At 71.1% G+C, this 18,121-nt stretch carries 19 protein-coding genes and 3 tRNA genes; 8 read left to right on the top strand and 14 right to left on the bottom strand.

Annotation, left to right across the window (positions count from 1 at the left end; genetic code table 11):
• Nucleotides 1-46: 46 nt before the first annotated feature.
• Complete coding sequence (locus SPR02S_RS34560; RefSeq protein ID WP_019061603.1) at nucleotides 47-367, bottom strand: hypothetical protein; 321 nt, start codon at nucleotides 365-367, stop codon at nucleotides 47-49.
• A 234-nt stretch (nucleotides 368-601) separates the two neighbouring features.
• A tRNA-Ser gene (locus SPR02S_RS63450) sits at nucleotides 602-671 on the bottom strand.
• A gap of 613 nt (nucleotides 672-1,284) precedes the next feature.
• On the opposite strand from SPR02S_RS63450, the gene SPR02S_RS34555 reads away from it, so the two are divergent.
• The 3 genes from SPR02S_RS34555 to SPR02S_RS34545 all read left to right on the top strand — a co-directional run bounded on the left by SPR02S_RS34555 (nucleotide 1,285) and on the right by SPR02S_RS34545 (nucleotide 3,387).
• Entirely contained in the window at nucleotides 1,285-1,614 is a 330-nt protein-coding gene (locus tag SPR02S_RS34555) for a hypothetical protein (RefSeq protein WP_019061602.1), read from the top strand.
• A 74-nt stretch (nucleotides 1,615-1,688) separates the two neighbouring features.
• Complete coding sequence (locus SPR02S_RS65810; protein ID WP_019061601.1) at nucleotides 1,689-2,216, top strand: hypothetical protein; 528 nt, start codon at nucleotides 1,689-1,691, stop codon at nucleotides 2,214-2,216.
• A gap of 334 nt (nucleotides 2,217-2,550) precedes the next feature.
• Entirely contained in the window at nucleotides 2,551-3,387 is an 837-nt protein-coding gene (locus SPR02S_RS34545) for a hypothetical protein (protein WP_019061600.1), read from the top strand.
• Between the two features lie 405 nt (nucleotides 3,388-3,792).
• Here the strand turns inward: SPR02S_RS34545 and SPR02S_RS34540 are convergent, their stop codons facing one another.
• The 3 genes from SPR02S_RS34540 to SPR02S_RS63445 all read right to left on the bottom strand — a co-directional run bounded on the left by SPR02S_RS34540 (nucleotide 3,793) and on the right by SPR02S_RS63445 (nucleotide 8,002).
• On the bottom strand, nucleotides 3,793-4,206 hold the full coding sequence (locus SPR02S_RS34540) for a hypothetical protein (protein ID WP_019061599.1): 414 nt from the start codon (nucleotides 4,204-4,206) through the stop codon (nucleotides 3,793-3,795).
• Nucleotides 4,206-6,170 carry a hypothetical protein gene (locus SPR02S_RS34535; RefSeq protein WP_019061598.1) on the bottom strand — a complete coding sequence of 655 codons (1,965 nt, stop codon included), beginning with the start codon at nucleotides 6,168-6,170 and terminating at the stop codon, nucleotides 4,206-4,208. Before SPR02S_RS34535 ends, SPR02S_RS34540 begins: the two co-directional genes overlap by 1 nt.
• Nucleotides 6,171-7,693: 1,523 nt before the next feature.
• The gene (locus tag SPR02S_RS63445; RefSeq protein ID WP_158697924.1) at nucleotides 7,694-8,002 is read right to left on the bottom strand and encodes a hypothetical protein; all 309 of its coding nucleotides are present in this window, start codon (nucleotides 8,000-8,002) and stop codon (nucleotides 7,694-7,696) included.
• Nucleotides 8,003-8,147: 145 nt separating this feature from the next.
• On the opposite strand from SPR02S_RS63445, the gene SPR02S_RS63440 reads away from it, so the two are divergent.
• The 3 genes from SPR02S_RS63440 (at nucleotide 8,148) to SPR02S_RS34520 (ending at nucleotide 11,337) form a co-directional block, all read left to right on the top strand.
• Nucleotides 8,148-8,357 carry a hypothetical protein gene (locus SPR02S_RS63440; protein ID WP_158697923.1) on the top strand — a complete coding sequence of 70 codons (210 nt, stop codon included), beginning with the start codon at nucleotides 8,148-8,150 and terminating at the stop codon, nucleotides 8,355-8,357.
• Nucleotides 8,358-9,147: 790 nt separating this feature from the next.
• The gene (locus SPR02S_RS56940; RefSeq protein ID WP_019061596.1) at nucleotides 9,148-9,831 is read left to right on the top strand and encodes a hypothetical protein; all 684 of its coding nucleotides are present in this window, start codon (nucleotides 9,148-9,150) and stop codon (nucleotides 9,829-9,831) included.
• 1,212 nt (nucleotides 9,832-11,043) lie between these two features.
• Nucleotides 11,044-11,337 carry a hypothetical protein gene (locus tag SPR02S_RS34520; protein WP_019061595.1) on the top strand — a complete coding sequence of 98 codons (294 nt, stop codon included), beginning with the start codon at nucleotides 11,044-11,046 and terminating at the stop codon, nucleotides 11,335-11,337.
• Between the two features lie 270 nt (nucleotides 11,338-11,607).
• Here SPR02S_RS34520 and SPR02S_RS34515 read toward each other — a convergent pair whose 3' ends face one another.
• From SPR02S_RS34515 to SPR02S_RS56935, 3 genes are all read right to left on the bottom strand, one after another.
• Nucleotides 11,608-12,549: a DnaB-like helicase C-terminal domain-containing protein gene (locus SPR02S_RS34515; RefSeq protein ID WP_019061594.1), complete on the bottom strand. Its 942-nt coding sequence runs from the start codon at nucleotides 12,547-12,549 to the stop codon at nucleotides 11,608-11,610.
• Between the two features lie 160 nt (nucleotides 12,550-12,709).
• Nucleotides 12,710-13,075, bottom strand: coding sequence for a hypothetical protein (locus tag SPR02S_RS34510; RefSeq protein WP_026151116.1), 366 nt, complete (start codon nucleotides 13,073-13,075; stop codon nucleotides 12,710-12,712).
• Nucleotides 13,072-13,335, bottom strand: a complete 264-nt coding sequence (locus SPR02S_RS56935) for a hypothetical protein (protein WP_019061592.1) — start codon at nucleotides 13,333-13,335, stop codon at nucleotides 13,072-13,074. The genes SPR02S_RS34510 and SPR02S_RS56935 overlap by 4 nt, the downstream gene beginning before the upstream one ends.
• A gap of 399 nt (nucleotides 13,336-13,734) precedes the next feature.
• Here SPR02S_RS56935 and SPR02S_RS34500 point away from each other — a divergent pair, with 399 nt between their 5' ends.
• Both SPR02S_RS34500 and SPR02S_RS56930 read left to right on the top strand, forming a co-directional pair.
• Nucleotides 13,735-14,211, top strand: coding sequence for a hypothetical protein (locus SPR02S_RS34500; protein ID WP_019061591.1), 477 nt, complete (start codon nucleotides 13,735-13,737; stop codon nucleotides 14,209-14,211).
• A 10-nt stretch (nucleotides 14,212-14,221) separates the two neighbouring features.
• On the top strand, nucleotides 14,222-14,875 hold the full coding sequence (locus SPR02S_RS56930) for a hypothetical protein (RefSeq protein WP_019061590.1): 654 nt from the start codon (nucleotides 14,222-14,224) through the stop codon (nucleotides 14,873-14,875).
• A 101-nt stretch (nucleotides 14,876-14,976) separates the two neighbouring features.
• On the opposite strand, the gene SPR02S_RS63435 is transcribed toward SPR02S_RS56930, so the two are convergent.
• From SPR02S_RS63435 to SPR02S_RS60750, 6 genes are all read right to left on the bottom strand, one after another.
• Complete coding sequence (locus SPR02S_RS63435; protein ID WP_158697922.1) at nucleotides 14,977-15,315, bottom strand: hypothetical protein; 339 nt, start codon at nucleotides 15,313-15,315, stop codon at nucleotides 14,977-14,979.
• A gap of 7 nt (nucleotides 15,316-15,322) precedes the next feature.
• The gene (locus tag SPR02S_RS63430) at nucleotides 15,323-15,499 is read right to left on the bottom strand and encodes a hypothetical protein (protein ID WP_158697921.1); all 177 of its coding nucleotides are present in this window, start codon (nucleotides 15,497-15,499) and stop codon (nucleotides 15,323-15,325) included.
• 221 nt (nucleotides 15,500-15,720) lie between these two features.
• Nucleotides 15,721-16,029: a hypothetical protein gene (locus tag SPR02S_RS34480; RefSeq protein WP_019061587.1), complete on the bottom strand. Its 309-nt coding sequence runs from the start codon at nucleotides 16,027-16,029 to the stop codon at nucleotides 15,721-15,723.
• A gap of 439 nt (nucleotides 16,030-16,468) precedes the next feature.
• Nucleotides 16,469-16,537, bottom strand: a tRNA-OTHER gene (locus SPR02S_RS34465).
• Nucleotides 16,538-16,657: 120 nt separating this feature from the next.
• Nucleotides 16,658-16,733, bottom strand: a tRNA-Ala gene (locus tag SPR02S_RS34460).
• A gap of 689 nt (nucleotides 16,734-17,422) precedes the next feature.
• Nucleotides 17,423-17,959 (bottom strand): hypothetical protein, encoded by a 537-nt coding sequence (locus SPR02S_RS60750; RefSeq protein ID WP_019061586.1) that lies wholly within the window; start codon nucleotides 17,957-17,959, stop codon nucleotides 17,423-17,425.
• Nucleotides 17,960-18,121: the final 162 nt, after the last annotated feature.

Genomic DNA, 18,121 nt, shown 5'->3' with positions numbered 1-18,121 from the left:
CAGGACGTCGCCCTGGGCCCGCATGCCGGGCTCGGGCACACCAGCCCTAATCGATCAGGCGGCGGGCGGCGCGCTCCCAGTTGGCGGGCAGGCCGTTGAGGGCCCGCTCCCGGGCGGCGAAGCTGTCCGGGGCGGGGCTCCGGGGGGCGCTGATGGCCCGTTCTGCGCCGTAATGGAGCTCGGCACGGTCCAGAACGACGTCGGCGCCGCCGGGGACGTCCTCGTCGGCGAGGTGCAGCAGGTCGGTGATTGCGTCCTCGATCGCGGCGAACGGGTGCTCGGCACCGTAGCGGTCCCAGATGGCCCTGCCGCGGGCCACGCGCTCGGCCGGGGTGCTGCTGCTGGAGTCCTGGGCAATATCGTCCACGGGGGCGATCCTCCGATTCATGGTCGGCCCGGCGAGCTCTCGCAGGGCACTACGCCGTGCGGGCCGGTCGACCGGCCGGGCGCCTCTGCGGGGCGGGAAGCGAGCCTCCGCAGCACTTCGGCCACAGGTCGCGTGTCCCGCCCCGCAGGGAGCGGCGCCGCAGGCCCCCGGGGGGACAAAGGCCTGCGGCCGGTCCCTCCCGCCCCGGGCGGGGGACGAGGAGCGGAAGGAACCCGTGAGCTGGCGGGACTCGAACCCGCTCCTCCCTCTCTCCGAGGGGGTGCACTGCCTACACCGCAGCTCCAGGAGGGGGCGACCCTCCCTTCAACCCGGGACGCTGATCAGGCACCCGAGTCCGAATTGGGGCCACCGGGGAGGGGTGGCATCAGCCTTCCGGCCCGCCACCCCGAACCCACGATGACTCTTAAGACTATACGCACCCCGGGGCGGCATTGCAAGCCATAAGAGGCAGGAAGCGAGTCGGGACATACAGGCACCCACTCGCCGGGTGATGCGGTCGCGGGGGCTGCCGGACGGCGCTCCATGCCCGGCGCAGCGGACGGCACCGCCGTACGGCCTCGCCGCGGCGCGGTTCGGCGCGCGACGGGCGCCGAGCGACAGCCGGCTGCCGGCCCGAGACCGCCACCCGCACCCGGCGCCGCGAGCGCGCCGCACGGCGGACGAATCCCCGGCTCCGGAGGGCTCGGCACCGTACGGCGGCGGACGAACCCTCCGGCCGGGCCGCCGAGTCGCACCGGGGCACGCGTCCGCGAACCCGGCGAGCACCGCGCGACGCCCGCCCGCCGGGGCTCACCGGAATACAACCATGTCGTCTCTTAAGACTTGCCATCATGCCATTCGGTGCGTATAGTCTTAAGAGTCACAAGGTGCGACGGTAGCCATCCGGAGGGACCCCGATGTACAGCGACGAGAGCAGCAGCGACGAACTCGAAGCCATCCGCACCGAGCGCCTGGACGTCGACCTGGAGACGGCGCAGATGCACGCCGAGGCCGACGCCTGGCACGCCGTGCGCGAGCGCGGGTACTGCAACCACGGCTCCGCCGTCGGCTACATCGACCCTCCGGTCCACGAGGTCCAGCGGCTCCTCACGCCCGGCCAGCTCATCTGCACCGCCGGGTGCTCCACGGTCTTCCGCGACGACGAGGACTGGTACGCCCAACTCGACGACCCGATGGCCAACCCCGTCCCCCTGCCCGCCCGCACCCCGGCACCCGCCGGGAAGTGAGCACCGCCCCTGCGGGACCGCCGCTGCCCCGCGGCGCAGCGGCCCGCCCCGCCACCATCCGCCCAGGAGTGCACGTGCCGTCCACGCCCGCCCAGGCCATCTGGCGTTTCGCCGACCACGACACCGTCCGCACCGGCGAGGGCCTCACCTGGCACCGCGGCCTGCGCCGCAGCCTGCAGTGGGCCGTCCCCGGCGGTGACACCTCCTGCGAGATCGACGACAACGCCGTACGCGGCCTGCTGGCCGCCGACCCCCGCGCCGTCTTCGCGCCCGCCGGACCCGGCGCCTACACGCCTCTGCCGGGGCACGCGCTGGACACCCCCGGGGCCCTGCGCCTGCTCGACATCCGCCCGGCCACCGGCGCCACCCTCCACCGCCACCTCCTGGACCGCGTCGGCGCGTTCGCCGGGAACACCACCGGCAGCCGCCGCACCCCCGCCCCCGGACTCCGGCCCGCAGACATCCGCGCCTCCCTGCTGGGCACCGCAGAACGCCACCGCGCCGCCCGGATCACACTCGACCGCGCCCACGGCCGCGTCCACGCCCGCTACGCCATCGCCAGCACCCTCCACACCCACACCTACGTACTCACCACCACCTGACACACCCACCACCGCGGGCCCGGCGGCGAGCAGCAGCCAGGCGCATCGGGAAGACCCGCCGGGCGACGACACCGGGCGCCCGTGCTCCGGGGGCCGGGGCCGGGACGGCCGAATCCCGACCGCACCTCCGCACACTCCCCCTCGGGTGTCGCAGGCCGCCGCTACGATGACGGTGCACCAAGGGCAACCGCGCCACGCCCGGTCCACTCCACCTCGACGCCCACACCGCCGACGGGGACCGCAGACGTCTGAGACTCGCGCGAGCGATGCCGTCATGCCCTCCTCCTGGACGGCCGGCGCGTGTGGGGCAGCAGGCCGGACAAGGACGTGAGACATGACCAACCCTCGCAACCGGGAACAGGACCGCGCCGTACGCCAGTACAAGCGCGACCACCCCGGCATCACCCTGGACCAGGCCCGCCAGGCCGTCGCCGCCCGCTCCGGCCAGCAGAGCCTCCCGGCCCGGATCCCCGCCGCTCCCCTGCCCCGCCCCGCAGAACGGCTGGAGGGCTACATCCAGCGCGTCGCCGCCACGGCCGGCGTCCAGCGGCACCGGGCCATGGAACTCCTCGGCCTCGCGCCCGGCACCTCCGCCACCGAACGTCTCGACGAACTCGCCGCCGGCCCGCTGCCCGACCACGCCGTACAGGCCCTCGTCGCGGCCACCGGCATGACCGCCGACCAGGCCCGCGCCCTCACCACCCCGCTCCCCGCGCGCCCCGACCTGGCGACCGTACGGCGCATGACCGAGACGCCCTTCACCGCCGGGCACTTCCGCCGCGGCGGCGAGGGCAAGACCTCGACCTCCACCGACCTGGCCGCGGCACTGTCGCTCGCCTTCGCCCAGCAGGCGAACATGACCGACCTGGACCCGCTCATCACCCCGGGCGAACCCCCCACCGACGCGCACGAGCTCGCCCGGCTCCTCGCCGAAGCGCGTCAGCGGCCCCTCCTGATCGACACCGACCCGGCCCGCGACCTCACCTGGACCAGCCCCGCGTCCACCCCCGTCCACGAGCTGCTCCAGACCCCCTACACCCCGGTCTTCGTCGATCTGGACCGGCCGACCGATACCGTCCGGCCGCCCATCGACCCCGAGGTCTTCGACGAGGTCGCGAAGGCCCTCGGGATCGAGCAGGACACCGACACGGACGCGCCGCCACGCGAGTAGCGGCCCGCGCGGCCCCAGCGCGGGCGGACCGGGCCCGCAAAGGCCTGAACGACGCCGGCCAGGTCGGGGCGCAGCGGCCGGACCCGTCAACGGCGTACGGAAGGCAAGGACCCGGCCACACGACCGCACGGTCGCCAACCGCGTCCACCCGAAGGCCTCCACCCGCTCCAACCGGTCACACATATGCGAGATCCCGACCAGAGCAGCAGGTAAACAGCCCTGTGCGGCAGGGAAGTTACCTGATGACGACGGGGCGCAGCGGCGGGCGGGGCGGGTGCAGAGCAGCACGTCGACCAGCGGGGCCGGCCGCTGGCCCCGGAGCGAGGTGGACCCCCGGCACCGTCCTCCGGTGCCGGGGGTCCATGTGCGTTTCCTGCGCCGGCCGTGGTTTCGGCCGGCCAGGGGTCAGGTGCGCCGGCGCGGCATGCGCGTCCGGTGCACGAGCGGAATGCCGAGGCGGGCGGCCACGGTCCTTTCCAGGGCGGAGACGACGTGGCCGGGGGTGGCCTCCCGCAGCGGGATCACCCAGTACTCGACCCACTCGTCCCGCTTCGACGCGCTCCGGTTGGTGTGCTGGCCGAGCCGGGTCGCGACGGCCCCCCGGTTCAGGGCCCGGGTGGGGGCGGTCTTTCCGCAGTAGCAGGCGTTGCCGTTGCGGTTGACCGCGATGTAGATGGCCTTGTCCTCGTGGCCGGAGTCCTCGCCGATGGGGATCGGCTCGGGCTGCGGTTCGAGGAGCCACTGGCCGGCGAGGCGGGCGAGCATGGCGTACCGGTCGTCGGTGACGGTGACGAGGCCGGCCCAGGCGGTGTCGGTCATCAGCGCGGCTCGCTCTCGGCGATGCGGGCGAGGTCGCTGCCCATGAAGCTGAGCTGCTTGAAGGACGGCTCCACGACGGTCCAGGAGAGTTCGGTGGTGGTGCCGTTCATCTTGCGCAGGGCGATCAGGTCGTCGAGGTCGGCGCCGGCCGCGGTGAGGGAGGTCTGGAAGGCCGTGAGGGCCTTGTCCTCGAGTTCGGTGGCGGTGGGGTCGTTCTGGTAGCCCTCGGGGACGAACCCGTGGTTGGCGGCGAGGCGCAGGTGGGCGTTGAAGTCGCTGCCCTTCCACTTCTCGCGCTCGACGAGACGGCCGTCGGCCCACCACCGCGGGCGCAGGCCGGCCCGGATCCGCTTGATCGCGTCGGCGAGCACCTGCCGGCCCTCCTTCGTGTCGAGGACGGTCTTGACGACCGTGCCGACGCCGGCGCGCATGACCTTGATGCCCCCGACGATCTGCTCGGCGGAGCCGCCGGGCGCGAGGAGGTAGCCGCTGGTGACGAGGGTGACCATGGCGAGCACGCCGAGGAGCAGCCGGGCGGGGACGTCGCCGTTGTCGGCGCGCTCCAGGAGGTCGTCCACGGCCTGGTCGCTGTCGATGTTCTCGACGGTCCATTCGTGGTCGGCGAGGGCCTGCCACAGGCAGCCGGTGTCCAGCGCGGTGCGCACGGGCGCCAGCTTCTCCCTGGGGAGGCTGGAGTAGGAGCGCAGGCCGAGTTCGACGATCGGGCCGCTGCGGTGGGTGACCTGGAGGCTGCGCTTGTCGAGCTTCGCGGCCATGACCGCGTTCAGCCGGGACTCCTTGCGGGTGAGCTGCTGAACGACGTACGTGAACCGCAGGTCGCGGAAGGCTGGGTTGAGTCCGAGGGCCTTCATGGCGTCGGTGACGTCGGCGCGGCCCAGGAGGACGTCCCGCACGGCCTGGGCGTCGTCGCCGAGCTCGCCGGAGTCGAACAGGGCGGTGACGATCTCCTCGGCGGTGACACCGTTCTTCGAGGGCCCCTTGAACTCCTTCACCCCGATGTTCATCCGCATCAGCAGCGAGCGGACCGCGACAGGGAAGCGCCGCATGCCCATGGACGGGTTGTCGTCGGTGTAGCCGACGATGACCTGCACCGGGACAGTCATCGCGTTGAGGAGCCTGGCGGCCTGGTCGCGCTTGGCACGGGCCGCCCTGCTCGTGCCAGCGGCGCCGTCGATGTCGCGGTGGGCGTTCTTCACGATCTCCCGGACAAGATCCCGCCGCTCGGCCAGGGGAAGCCGCATGAGGTGGGACGGAAGCAGACTGTCGGGGGCCTTGGCGTTGGTGGGGCGGATCGAGCTGGACGGGACCTTGATACCGGCCGTGCAGGACGCCCAACGGCTGTTGCCGTCAACGAGGTTGAGGTCGTCGTCGGGGTGGCGTCCCGGATTGAGGAAGGTGGCGGGGACGGCCGTCAGGGGCCGCTCCACGATGCGCCGGCCGACCTCCTGCGCGTTGACCTCCCGCACGCGCATGGACGCCCGGTCGGTGGCCGCGAGAAGGTCGTCCATGGCGTCGGCGTAGACGAGGGTGGCCTCGGTGTCGTGCCCGGTGGGCATGGACAGGACCCGCTGGTTGTTGCCGGTGTCCGGGTCGGCCGCGTAGTGGGCCTCGTCCAGGAGCCGGTCGTTCTCGATCGCGGGGGACAACAGCAGCGTGTACGCGCGGTAGGAGATGACACTCAGCCAGCCGGTCTCCACCCGGTGGCGCTCCAGGCGGGCACCTTCGAGCAGTCCGGGCTCGACCGCGCCGAACACGATCCGCCGGACGGCGGCGGAGGAGATCTGGACGTCGGGATGGCTCTCAAGGAACTTGATCGCCTTGGTGGTCTTGCTGACCGGCTCGACGCGGTGCACGAACGGCGCCGAGCGGTCGCCGGAGCGGATGTCGATGAGCGCGATGCCGTCGATGTCGTCGGGCTCGTCGGGGATGTCGATGGTGCTCACAGGGCCTCAATCGAATGGGCCGGCGCGAGGCGGGCTCGCGGCCGGTGACCGGCGTACGCGAGCAGAGCGCCATCGGAGCGCAACGCACCCGTGCCCGCCCGGCAAGGACCGCGGTCCGTCGCTGAGCCGACCCGGCGTCGCTTCGGTGACCCGCAGGCGGATCCGGGTACCCGCCCCGTAGCGTGCAGGCGGCGTACTCAGGTCTTGCCGGTGGATACCGCGGTGTCCACCGGCTGCACAACAGGCCGCCCTCGGCGGCGACGATGACACAACGGTACGCCCCTCCGAGCGGGCACAGCACACGAGTTGACGGACTTTCCGACCCGACCTGCCGTGACCTGCACGACCTCGCCCGACGGCCCGTCAGGAGCTGGGTGGGAGTCGCCTACCGTACGGCCGCCGGGACACCTCGACGTCCGCTCCGCCGAGGCGCAGCCGGACGACACCGCCGTACGGCCCCGCCACGGCGCGGTACGGCACGGCACGGCACGGCACGGCACGCGGCAGGTGACGAGCAGCAGACCCGAGCCGTTCCACGACGTCCCGGGACCCGCACTTCCCCCAGCTCCGGGAGCACGGCACCGTACGACGGACGAATCCCCGGGCCAGGACACCGAGTTACGCAGGGACCGCTCCCCGGACCCGGCCGGCACCGTACGACGCTCACCCCGCCGACGCGCACCGCCGGCCGCGTCCACTCGAAGGCCTCCACCCGCTCCAGCCGGACACTCATACCTGAATTTCGGCCAGAACAGCAGGTCAACCACCATACGAGGATGGCCAGTTGACCCCTGCCGGACGACCCGGGCGAAGAGCAACAGAACGCGGGGCCGGCCGTTGGCCGACGCGGGGCGTGCCCCCTGCCGGGGCCGCGTGGGCGTGCGGGCCGGGTCCCTTGCGGGCCCCTCGCCGGACGGGTGCGGGACCAGGGCCGTTGGCCCTGGCGGCGAGCGAGGCCGGGTTCGGCGACGTCGCCCCACCGGGACCGCGCGGAAGCACGCAACCCGCACGCGCAGCCGTAACGCCGCCCCTCGGCGCCGGACGGACACCCTGCGTGCGCCCAACCAACCTCCACGCACAGCCGTAACACGACCACCCGCGCCGAGGCCGGTCAGGACGGGACCCACGGCCCACGGCGGCCAGGACCGGCCGGTCGAGCCGGGGCCGTCCGCGCACCAACAACCCGCACGCACAGCCGTAACACCACCCCCTCGGCGCCGAACGGACCACCGACCCGCGGCGGGACGGCCCACTCTCCGACACGCGATCGCCGAGCACCGCGTACGGAAGGGAACTGCGCACACGGGCGGGACGACCAACCGCACGACACCGAGCGGACACCCGCCCCACGCACCAACCGGCACGCACACCCGTCACAACACCCCAACCCGCCTACAGCAGAAGCGAGTTCACCAGCCCCGCCTGCACACGCACCCGACACCCACAACCACCCCGCCACGGCCGCGCAGCAACCAGGAGGCGAGGCCAGGACGGGCCGACCGACCCGCAACCCGAAGCACGCGTTACGGCTGCGTGTGCCGGTCACGGACCGCACGCAGAGCGGCGCGCAGCCGGCGTCCGTGCTCGCTGTCCGGGATCTTGACACGGTCCGGGTCCATGGACGCGAGACGGTCCAGGGCCAACTGCCGCCCCTGGGGACCAACCCGGTACGCGGTCTCCAGCAGATACAGCGCCCTGTACAGCGGCCGGGAGAGCCCCCTGGCATGCCCGCTGAGGAACGGCTTCATCGCCCGCGTCAACTCATCCACCGGATCCGGGACATCGACCGGGTCGACCGCGTCGGGGACTTCGGGGACTTCGGCTTCCCCCACCGGGCGGGCGACGGCACGGCGGAGGCGGTAGGCCGCCTGCCGGCACGGCGGCCCGCAGTACACCGCATCCGCACGCCCAGCCGTAACAGCCCGCCCACACGCCCCGCACGGCCGACCCGACCCCCTGCCGCCCCTGAGGACCCGCGTGAGGGATGTCCGACAGGCCTGGGAGCACGTCACCCCGTCGAGCAGCGTCTCCGCCCGCCGCACCACCACCACACCGCACCCGACACACGGCGTCGGCGGCAGAACCTCCCCACGACCGACCAACTCCGTCCACCGGACCGCCGCCGACCGCCGGGCGTCATCCGGGCGCGACAGCCCGCTGACCGGATCGGGACACCCCCTGCCGTAACAACCCCCGCAGATCGGGAAACGGCCACCCACCCAACGCCGGCGTCGGCGCACCACACCCACCACCAGAAACACCGGACCACCACCGGACATGTCCGCGGCACACATGGTGCAAGGGCGACAACCATCACGCACAGCCATACCAAGGACAACGATCCACACCCACAACCGGCACGCACAGCCGTAACAGACACCACACCGGCATCAACCCGCATACAGCGCCCGAGAGTTCACCCCGCCCCACCCGTTCACCGGAACCGAGCCGGGACAACAACAACCTCCACGCACAGCCGTCACAACGGACGGCGGCCACGCGACGAGCGGCGACACCCCAGCCACGAGACACGACCGACCAACCATCACCCGGCGCCGACCACGCACCGGCACCATGCACCACCAACCCGCACGCACAGCCGTAACAGACACCCGCACCCCTCCCCGAGCGAACGCCAGACCGCCCACGACCACCAACCGCCACGCACAGCCATAACAACACCCCAACCCGCCTACCGCAGAGGCGAGTTCACCCGACCCGCCTGCACATCCAGCCGACGCCCCCCACGAGGCGGGCCAGGGCCCGCCGGCGCGACGGACGCCGAGCGGGCCCGAGGGACCGAACGACGCGGCGCGGCAACGACCCGCCCAAGGGGATTTCCCTCCCCGTACGCGGGCGCGGACCTAACCGAATAGGTCCAACTTGCCACGTTTTAAAGGCTCTTGACAGAGTTTCAGATGGTCTGTCACGGTCATGTCCGCCCGCTCCGGGCGGACCACCAGAGAGGACGATCCCCATGGCACGACGCACCGAGTACGACGAGAGCCAGGCCGCCGGACGCCTGCGCGTCCCCGTAGCCGCCTTCCGGTGGGCACGGCACACCGGCCTCGTCCCCGCCCCCGACGCCTCCTCCCGGCAGTGGTCACGGGCCACCGTGGAGGCGATCGACGCCGCCGCGATCCGCGCCGCGACGCCCACCCCGCCGATCTCCGGCGGCGAGGCCGCCGACCGGCTCGCCGACGCCCTCGGCACCCCGAACACACCCAGCGAGAAAGCGCACGTGACGTCGTTCGTGGTGCGGCGGTTCGTCGACCGCGGCCTGCTGGCCGACCTCAGCGCGAACCCCGACGGAACACTGCACCACCCCGGCCAGGTCGCGGAGATCTGCCGCCGCGAGGACCTGGCCCGACTGGTCGCCGCCGACACCCCGCTCGGACCCGAGCAGGCCGCCGCACGGCTCGGGGTCCGCAGGACCGACTTCGACTGGATGCTGCGCCTGGACTGGATCAGCCCCGCCGAGTCCATCGAGGTCCGCTTCGGCACCTCCCGCGCCGGAGCCGTCGACATCCCCCTCTACACCACGCAGTCCGTCGACACGCTCGCCGCACGCACCGACATCGACTGGGAGCAACTGCACGCGGTCCCCAAAGGCCGGCGCTCCCCCCTCGCGGCACTGGCCAGGCAGACCGCCACCGCATAACACCAACAGCCCCCACTCGTTGAACGGGACCGCGGAGCAAGGGACAAGCTTCCGGGGACCAGCCGGCCCCCGGAAGCTCCACCGGCTCCGGGCCCACGCCCCCGAAAACCAACCCCCACCGGCCACCACCCAGGCACACGAGCGCACGCCGCCGGAGTGTTGACCCCGCCCCCGCCCACTGCCAACAGCGGCAGGAACCCACACGCACAGCCGTAACAACGGGACAGCAGCACGGCGGGTCCGCGCCGTACGGGGCCTTCGAAACGGAACCAAACCCACACCCGCAGCCGTAACCGGGCGACCGCGCCCGAGGCCGACCGCGCCCGAGGCCGACCCGGGGAGCGGCGGGGCAGACGGCAGCCGGGGCCGTCCGCGCACCAACAACCCGCACGCACAGCCGTAACAACGGGACAGCACCGGCGACGAGCCAGCAGCACCCCCCGAACGCCACACAAGGAGGGCGAGGCCGTCGTACGACCGCGAGCAGCCACCCCGCCACACAACGAGCACAGACCCGCACAGCACCGACGTCACCAGCACCGCCCAGCACCGCCCTCAACTCACATACACCGACGCGGCGTTCACCCCCCGAGCCCGGCCGACCACCACGCACAGCCGTAACAACGGGAGGTGGACCGGCGTCCGAATTCCCTTGTCGAGCGCGCTGATGCCCCGTTGGCAGCCGCTGCTACCTTTTGCAGACGGCGCCGCAGATTTCGGGCACACGGCGCCGGGCCATCCGCCTCGGCGGGGAAGCCGAACCAGCACCTCCGGCTACCGGAGGCAAAGCGCCGTCGGGCGCCCCGATGCAACGGTGTCGCCGCATCAGCGGCGGCGCCGTTCGCAGATCACCATCAGGTGCGGACCCCGTTCGTGGCGCAGCGGTCCGTCGACCGCGGCCTGCTGACCGAGCCGCGACCCGCCCGCCCGAGACAACGGCCGCTACCCTGCACACCGTGCCCGGGTCACGCGCTGTCCTCCGACGCGAGGTCAGGGCGCAGCCGGTACCAGGAGCCGGGGCCGCCACGGCCGGGCCTGCGCACGCTCCCCTACGATGGCGAGTGCACCACGGGCAACCGCGCCGCACCCGGTCCACCACCATCTCGGCGCCCACACCAGACGGCTGCGACTCGCGCGAGTGATGGCGTCATGCCCTCCTCCGGGACGGCCGGCGCGTGTAGGGCAGCAAGCCGGACAAGGACATGAGAGACCATGACCAACCCCCACAACCAGGAACACGACCGCGCCGTACACCAGTACATGCGCAACCACCCCGGCATCACCCTGGAACAGGCCCGCCACGCCATCGCCGCCCACCCCGGCCACCAACACAGCCTCCCCACCCACCTGCACGCCGCCGAGATGCTCCACGCCCCCTACCCCCCGGCCTTCGTCGATCGGTGGCCGACCGACGCCGTCCCGCCGCCCGTCGACCCCGAGGTCCACGACGAGGTCACCAAGGCCCTCGGGGCCGGACCGGACACCGACACACCGCCACACGAGTAGCGCCCCGCGCCGCCCCAGCGCGGACGGACCGAGCCCGCAAAAACCCGCACGACGCCAGCAAGGCCGCAGCACAGCAACCGAACCCGTCAACGACGCACGGAAAGCGCGAACCAGCCGCCTCCACCCGAATGCCTCCACCCGCCCCAACCGGTCACGCATACGTGAGATCTCGACCAGAACAACAGGCCAACTGCCGCTCGTCCGCACCCGCCTTCCAGCACGTCGGCGGGCTGCGGCAACTGTCTACCGCCGGCCGGTGCCCGGACGCGCTCAGGGCTCGCAGGGCACCTCGGCCTCCGGGTCGTAGCCGTGCGCGACAGCGTGACCGTAGAACGCGTCAAGGGCGGCCCCCAGGCCCACCCCCCGGTCCGTATCCGGCAGCGGAGGCCGAACCACCCACTCCTGCAGAACCGCACGCTGCGCCTCGTCCGGCAGGTCCCCGAACTCCAGCCCGGAGAAGTTGTCGGGCATTCCCCTGCACAACTGCCCGAGCCTCTTGATCAGGCCTTCGGGCAGGCCGTCGGGCACCTCCAGCAGGCCTTGGGCCGCATCCTTGAGCGCGTCCACGACCAGGCGGCCCTCGTCCGAGCCGAACACCCTGTCCACGCGGAACTCCGGCCCGATCAGCCGGGCGCGCACCAGGTCGGTACGGATCTCCGCCTCACTCTGCAGGCCGAGATCACACTCGGTCACCCGCACCCGGTCCCGCCGGGCGTTGTAGCCGACATCATCCGCGGCGAAGGTCAGAGCGATCACGACGTCCGGGGCAAGGGCGGAGCGCAAGCCCTCGCCGTCACCATCGCCGGTCTCGGCCACCGCGAGCACCGGCACATCCAGCTCCCGCGCCAGGCGCCGCAGTTCCTGCACCGCCCCGGCACCGGCCTCCACGTCCTGCGCCGGCCGTCGCAGACCGGGCACCGCCTCCAGCCCGTCGACGACGACCAGCCGCAGCCCCTCCAGGTCCCGGGCCAGACGCGCGAGTTCACCGGTCCCGGTGGCGGGCCGGTCCTCGATCAGCAGCCGCGCGGCCTCCGGTCCGGCACTCAGCTCGGCCACGGCAGCCCGGTCCGCCCCTTCCAGCCGTCCCTCGCGCAGCGCCTGGTAGCCGACCCGGAGCTGGCCAGCCATCACCCGCGCGGCAATGTCCCGCGCGGAGGGCCCGAACGCCGCGTACAGAACAGCGCCCCCGTCCCGGAACAGCGCGCCCCGCACCGCGCCAGCAGCCCGCCACCGGCACCGGGCCTGCGGTCACTACCCGCCGGGCCCGTGACGGTGACCAGATACAGCCGGCCCGGGTGCAGACCACCGCCGAGCGCCCCGTCCACCACCCGCACCAACGTCGACACCGGGGACCGCGAGCCCAGCAGGGAACTCAACTTGTCCAGGTCTTGATCTGAGCAGCGACCTCCCGGACCGGGAGCCCGTCCCGGGCGGCGCGGGCCAGTGGAAGAACGGTGTCCAGGCCCGGGCTCACCGGCAGGTCGCACGCCGACAGGTAGGCTGCCGTCACCGTGGCCGCGAACAGCAAGTTCCTCACCTCCAGGCACGGGTTTCGCGCCAGCTCGCACAGCAGCGCCGCGGCCTTGTGATGGGGCTCGGGATAGATCTCATGGTCAAGAATCTCCGCCCGGTGACGTGCTTCCGCCGCAACCGGGACGCCGTAGTCGACCACCTGGGGATCTCCCGGAATCTGCTGTGCTACTGCCAGGATCCACGCGAGATCAATGCGGACGTTCACGCGGCGTCCCTCGACGCCGTTTCCGTCGCCTTGTCCGAGAGGCCGGGATAGCGGTCCTCCCCAACCTCCGCGTCGAACTCCTCCGTATAAGCGGCGAGGAAGGCCGCTGCGCCGGCCATGAAGGCAGCGCGTGTCTGGTTCAGGTCAGCCTCGATCAGGTCGGCCACGTATCCCTGCAAGCTCAGGCCGCGGCGCTTCGCTCGGTCCTCGGCGGCTGCTTTCACGGCATCGTCCAGTCTGATGTTCGTCTGCTTTCCCATACCGACACTGTAGCTACATGCCGGTACCAGTACATAGCAAATGAGCTTGGTCCGAGATTTCGAGCCCTGGCCGAGGAAGATCCAGCGCTTGAGAGGACGTGTGTGATCACAGAGGGCTCCTCGACGAGGGCGCGGCCCGTCGGTCACCGCCCAGCCGTCTCCGGGCCGGACAGCGGCGCCGCCTGGTGGTGACTCTGATCGCCGGCGGGGCTTGTGCGTTGTGGTAGCCGCACGGGCTCTACGAGGCCTCTTCGGAGGTACGGCGAACGGGAAGTAGATCGGATGGCCGCTGTCCAGCGCTCACCTGGTCACTCAGTTTCGCGGATCTGGCAACATCTGATCGTCAGGCGTGGCACGGTCGTGCAGGCGCTGATGCCAACGACCAGGAGGGGGAAGCCAGTGACCACCGTCGTAGACCAGCTTCGCAAGTGGCAGGCCATGGGCGGCCCGGACCTGTGGACACAGGCCTGGGACCACACGGTGCGGGTCGTTGAAGGGCCGCTCAACGGATACTCGATCATCATCGACGGGGTCATCATCGCGGAGGGGGCCGCCGGGCTCGCCGTCGCGCTCTACGTCCTGGCCGCCGAAAACGGCATCGAGTCGACTGCGGTGACGGATGAGCAGGTCCAGGCTCTCTACGCGGGCGACTTGAAGGGCGACGAGCGTCAGGCACAGTGGGAAGAGCGTCTTGCGGCGCTCGGTCACGACCTCACCGACACCAACGACCCCGTGGTCCGTGTGTGGAGGATCGTCTCGTACAACTACGCCCAGCATGGCGATGGCGACGACTTCGACTTCTCCATGACGCGCTGGGGGCGGGGCTACACCGACGGGATGAACCGCCTCCGTTCTCGTTTCGGTATCACCCTCTGAGCGCGGGCTCATGAAGCCCTTCGCGTTCCAGCACGGGACGAAGGCCTGGAAGGCTGAGAGCGTTCTGCACGTCTACGCACTCGTCGACCTCGCTGACCCTCGTCACGAGCCCCTGATCGCACTCATCACCGAAGCCAACAGGTCTCTGATCGACGCGGGGTTTCCACTCTGCCCAGTTGAGCTGCGGTGGCTCCACATCACCGTCGACCAGATCAGCGGCCGGCCGGCGGCTGCAGTGCCGCCCGCTGAACGGCGGGCCCTGGTAGAGGCGTTGATGCAGGCCCTGGCTACTGTCCCGCTGCTGGAGGTGATGGTCGGCTCGTTGCTGAGTTATCACTCCGGGGTCATCGCTGACCTGTGCCCCGACGAGGGGCTGGTGCATCTCCACGACGTCACCCGCCGCACCATCCGGGCGGTGTGCGGTGAGGGCGCGGTTCAATACCCCTGGGGCGTACAGCACTTGACCAGCGCCTACGCCTACGGCCATGCCGACTCCGATGCAGCACAACGTCAGTTGCGCCGTGTCCGACCAAGCCACGCCCCGCTCTACATCTCCGCCGTCCACCTCGTCGACGTCACCGCTACAACCACCGAGCGGTCGAAGACCATTACGTGGACGGAAGTGGCCACGATCCCCCTCGGGGGCCACGACCTCGCGGTGTGAAGCCCATGGTGGTCAATTCATCCCGTCGACGTAGAGGCCGGGTCCTGCCGACACCAACTCGGTCGGTCCGGCCGCGCTGTCCGGCCTGACGCGGCGATGTATCAGGTGAGCCGGAAGGCGCCGTCGCCGATCAGGTGGACCTCGCCGCCGACCATGATGGAGAGCACGGCATCGCGCGTACCGCGAATGGAGGCGTGGAGGGTGGACGGTCGGCCGACCTGGGCGCCCTGAGAGATGATGATCTCCTGTTTGGCCTCAATGAGCCCGTATCGCAGCAAGTGTAGAGCCCGGGCGCGGGCCAGACAGGCGGCACTCCACAAGGCGGGCGAACAGGGCAAATCGACCCAGTACGCCGTGGCCAGCGCCGCGAGCGGCGCCGGCCACGGCAACCGGCGGCCAATCAGCAGGAGTCGGCGTCGGGGGCGCACCAGCGTGGGCAACGGCCGCTCAGGTCCACACCCCCAAGCGCACCATGACGCCAATCATCACCAAGCCGACGCCAACGCCAATCGGAAGACGGTTACGGCCTTCGAAGTGTCCGGCCAGAGCCAGAACAAGACCGCCAACAACGAGTACAGCTGCCAACACATTCCACATCTGGGCTTCAGCCCAGTCAGTGATCATCCCGTCTCCAGCTCAAGCTTCGAGGTCGTCAGCATTATCCCGGACCGGGCGTACGGCACCGCCCCGATAGCTAGAGACCCGCCGCCAGGCAGGTCCAAGGCCGCGCCGTACAACGCTCCGGAAAATAGACGGGGCACATCCGGCCACCCCACCTGGACCAGACACGACCACCCACGGCGCCGAGGGTGTACACGGCCTTCTCCTTGACGCGAGGGCAGCGGCTACCACCAGACGTGCACGAGGTACTCACCACTGTCGATGACGCCGCTGCACGCGAGGTCGTTCATGACCGACGCGAGATGAGGCTCAGGTCCGCCCGCGCGCCACGCGGAAATCTCCTCGGCCTCATGTGGATTCATGGGGACGCCTTCCTCCCACTCGTCCAACGCCTCGACGAGGCGGTACGAGCCATTGGACACGCCGAGCGCCCGAATCACGCTGTACTCCACGCCGTAATGGCGGCGGATGAGGCATTCAAGGGCGGCGAGTTCGACCTGGTGGTGGGCGACGGTTTCCGCCGACAAGCTCATGTGCGGGCCTTTCCGTGACAGTTCGTGAGGCGGGCGGCATCCCGTTCGTCCGCTGCCCCGGCGGCGGATCAGGGCCTGCCGAACATCGGGCGAGCGCTTCTGCGGGGACTCGAACCCCGGTTCGCGGGCTGACAACCCGGCGTCCTACCCCTGGACGGCACGAGCCTGCGTTGAGGCATGCCGTGTTGCGTACCCCCGGCGGGATTTGAACCCGTGATCTCACCATTGAAAGCGGGGCGAGATAGGTCGGACTACTCCCACGAGGGCATAGGTTCCCACCGTCGGCCGGGGATCGGATCAGGTAGGGCCCGCGAAGGGCTTGCTCGTCACCTTCCCCGGCCGGGGCAGGGCCGCCGTTGGCTCCTCCCCAGGAGCCGCAGGCGACGCGTGCCAGCGGGTCAGATCCGCCGGGGGAAGCATCGCCTTCCCGCTGACACGTCGTGGACGGACGGGACTCGAACCCGCAACCAACCCCGCAAGGTTGCTCTGCCCATTGAGCTACCGCCCCAAGGAGAGCGTCCCCTCCTCTTCAACCCGACCAGGTGATCAACCGGCCAGGCCCGAACAACGTGCTGATACGCGCCCGCTCAACGGGGCCGTGCCTCTGGAGGGGCACATATCAGCACTCCGCGGTCCGAGGGGACTCGAACCCCTGACCCTCCCCCGGCGTGGGGGCCGCTCTACCAGCTGAGCTACGGACCTGCCGGTGAGCGCGGACCGGCCGCTCCTTGCTTCCCGGCGTCAACGGGACCAATCACCCCCGTTGACTCTTAAGACTATACATCAACTGCGCAGAGGATGCAAGCCTTAAGAGGCGGATGTGGAGGCGCCACGGACGCGACACGAGGCCGGCCACTGCCGACGGGGGCATGCCCCGTACCGCGTCCGCCCAGCCCGGGCCCAGAGACCGGGGCGGCCGGGACGCCCTCGTACGAACGCTCAGCCGAAAACCGGGCGGTGGTGGGCCTTCGGTCCGGCACCGCGAACACCGGCCCCGACACCCGACTGCCCATCAGCCGGCGTAGCCGACTACCGGCTGCACGGCGGCAAGGGCGGGCAGGACCGCACATATCAGCCCACCGAGTCACTCCCGCGCGCACCGCCTATCGCGTCAGCCTGTCCGCGCAAGCAGGGCGTTGACCGTCGCATCGTCCCGGTGACCATGTCCCCGGTCAACCCGATCAAGAACGTAGAGCTGGCTGGCCTGAGAGCCGGGCCCGCCACTACGGGGGAAAGCGGCGGACCCGGCCAGGACCCACCGTCCCACATCCGCCCTCCCGTACGCAGCAGTTCACGGCCCTGTCGGGGTGCCAGAAGGAACGCTCCGAGCTCCGCACTGGTCGGGGGAATGGAGGAGAAGGTGCTCGACCTTCCGCCGCCCAGGGCATATGCGTCATGTCGGGGGCGACGCCGCGAGATCAAGACCACGTTCCGCGGCCAGGGCGAGCACCGCGGTGACCGTGACACCGTCACGCAGGTACCGCCGCACCTGACGGCCGTCCAGAACAACTTCGAGCGCGGCGGCCGTGATGGACCACCTCATGCAGGCGCTCGCGGTTGCGGTCCCGTCAACGCCCAGGGCCCGCATCCAGATATCCAACTCATCGGGCGCCAGCCCCAGCGACATCCAGGCGTCTGTCCGCTCCCGCAGACGATCGCGGCGAAGCCGCGGCGCCAGTTCCGCGATCAGCCGGCCGATGTCCGAACGACGGGCTGGCCGCGGGGCCGAAGACCCGGGACGCTTCCGGCGCACAACACGCTCAAGCTCGGCTCCCAGATCAAGACCTTCTCGGGCGGCGACGGCCTGGGCATCCGGTGTCCGGCGGCGCACAGCTGACGCCGACGAGGTGGAGGCCATCCGGGCGGAGACCGGACGCAGGTAGTACCAGATCGCGGTGAGCTCGGGGTCGGTGAATCGCGGTTCGTACATGGGACAGCCTCTCGGGTCGACGTGTTTCCGGGCATGCGAAAGGGCCCCGTGCCGGAGGCAACAGGGCCCTGCAGATAGAGGGTGGTGATGTCAGATGGGCGCGGCGGACACACGCCCGCTCCGCCGACGGCTGCGCATGATCGAGGCCGTCCGGTAGAGGCT

The sequence above is a fragment of the Streptomyces prunicolor NBRC 13075 genome, from assembly GCF_000367365.1.
GTDB classification, from domain to species: domain Bacteria; phylum Actinomycetota; class Actinomycetes; order Streptomycetales; family Streptomycetaceae; genus Streptomyces; species Streptomyces prunicolor.
Note: the sequence above shows the minus strand (reverse complement) of the source record. Positions and strands in the feature narration are given on the sequence as shown.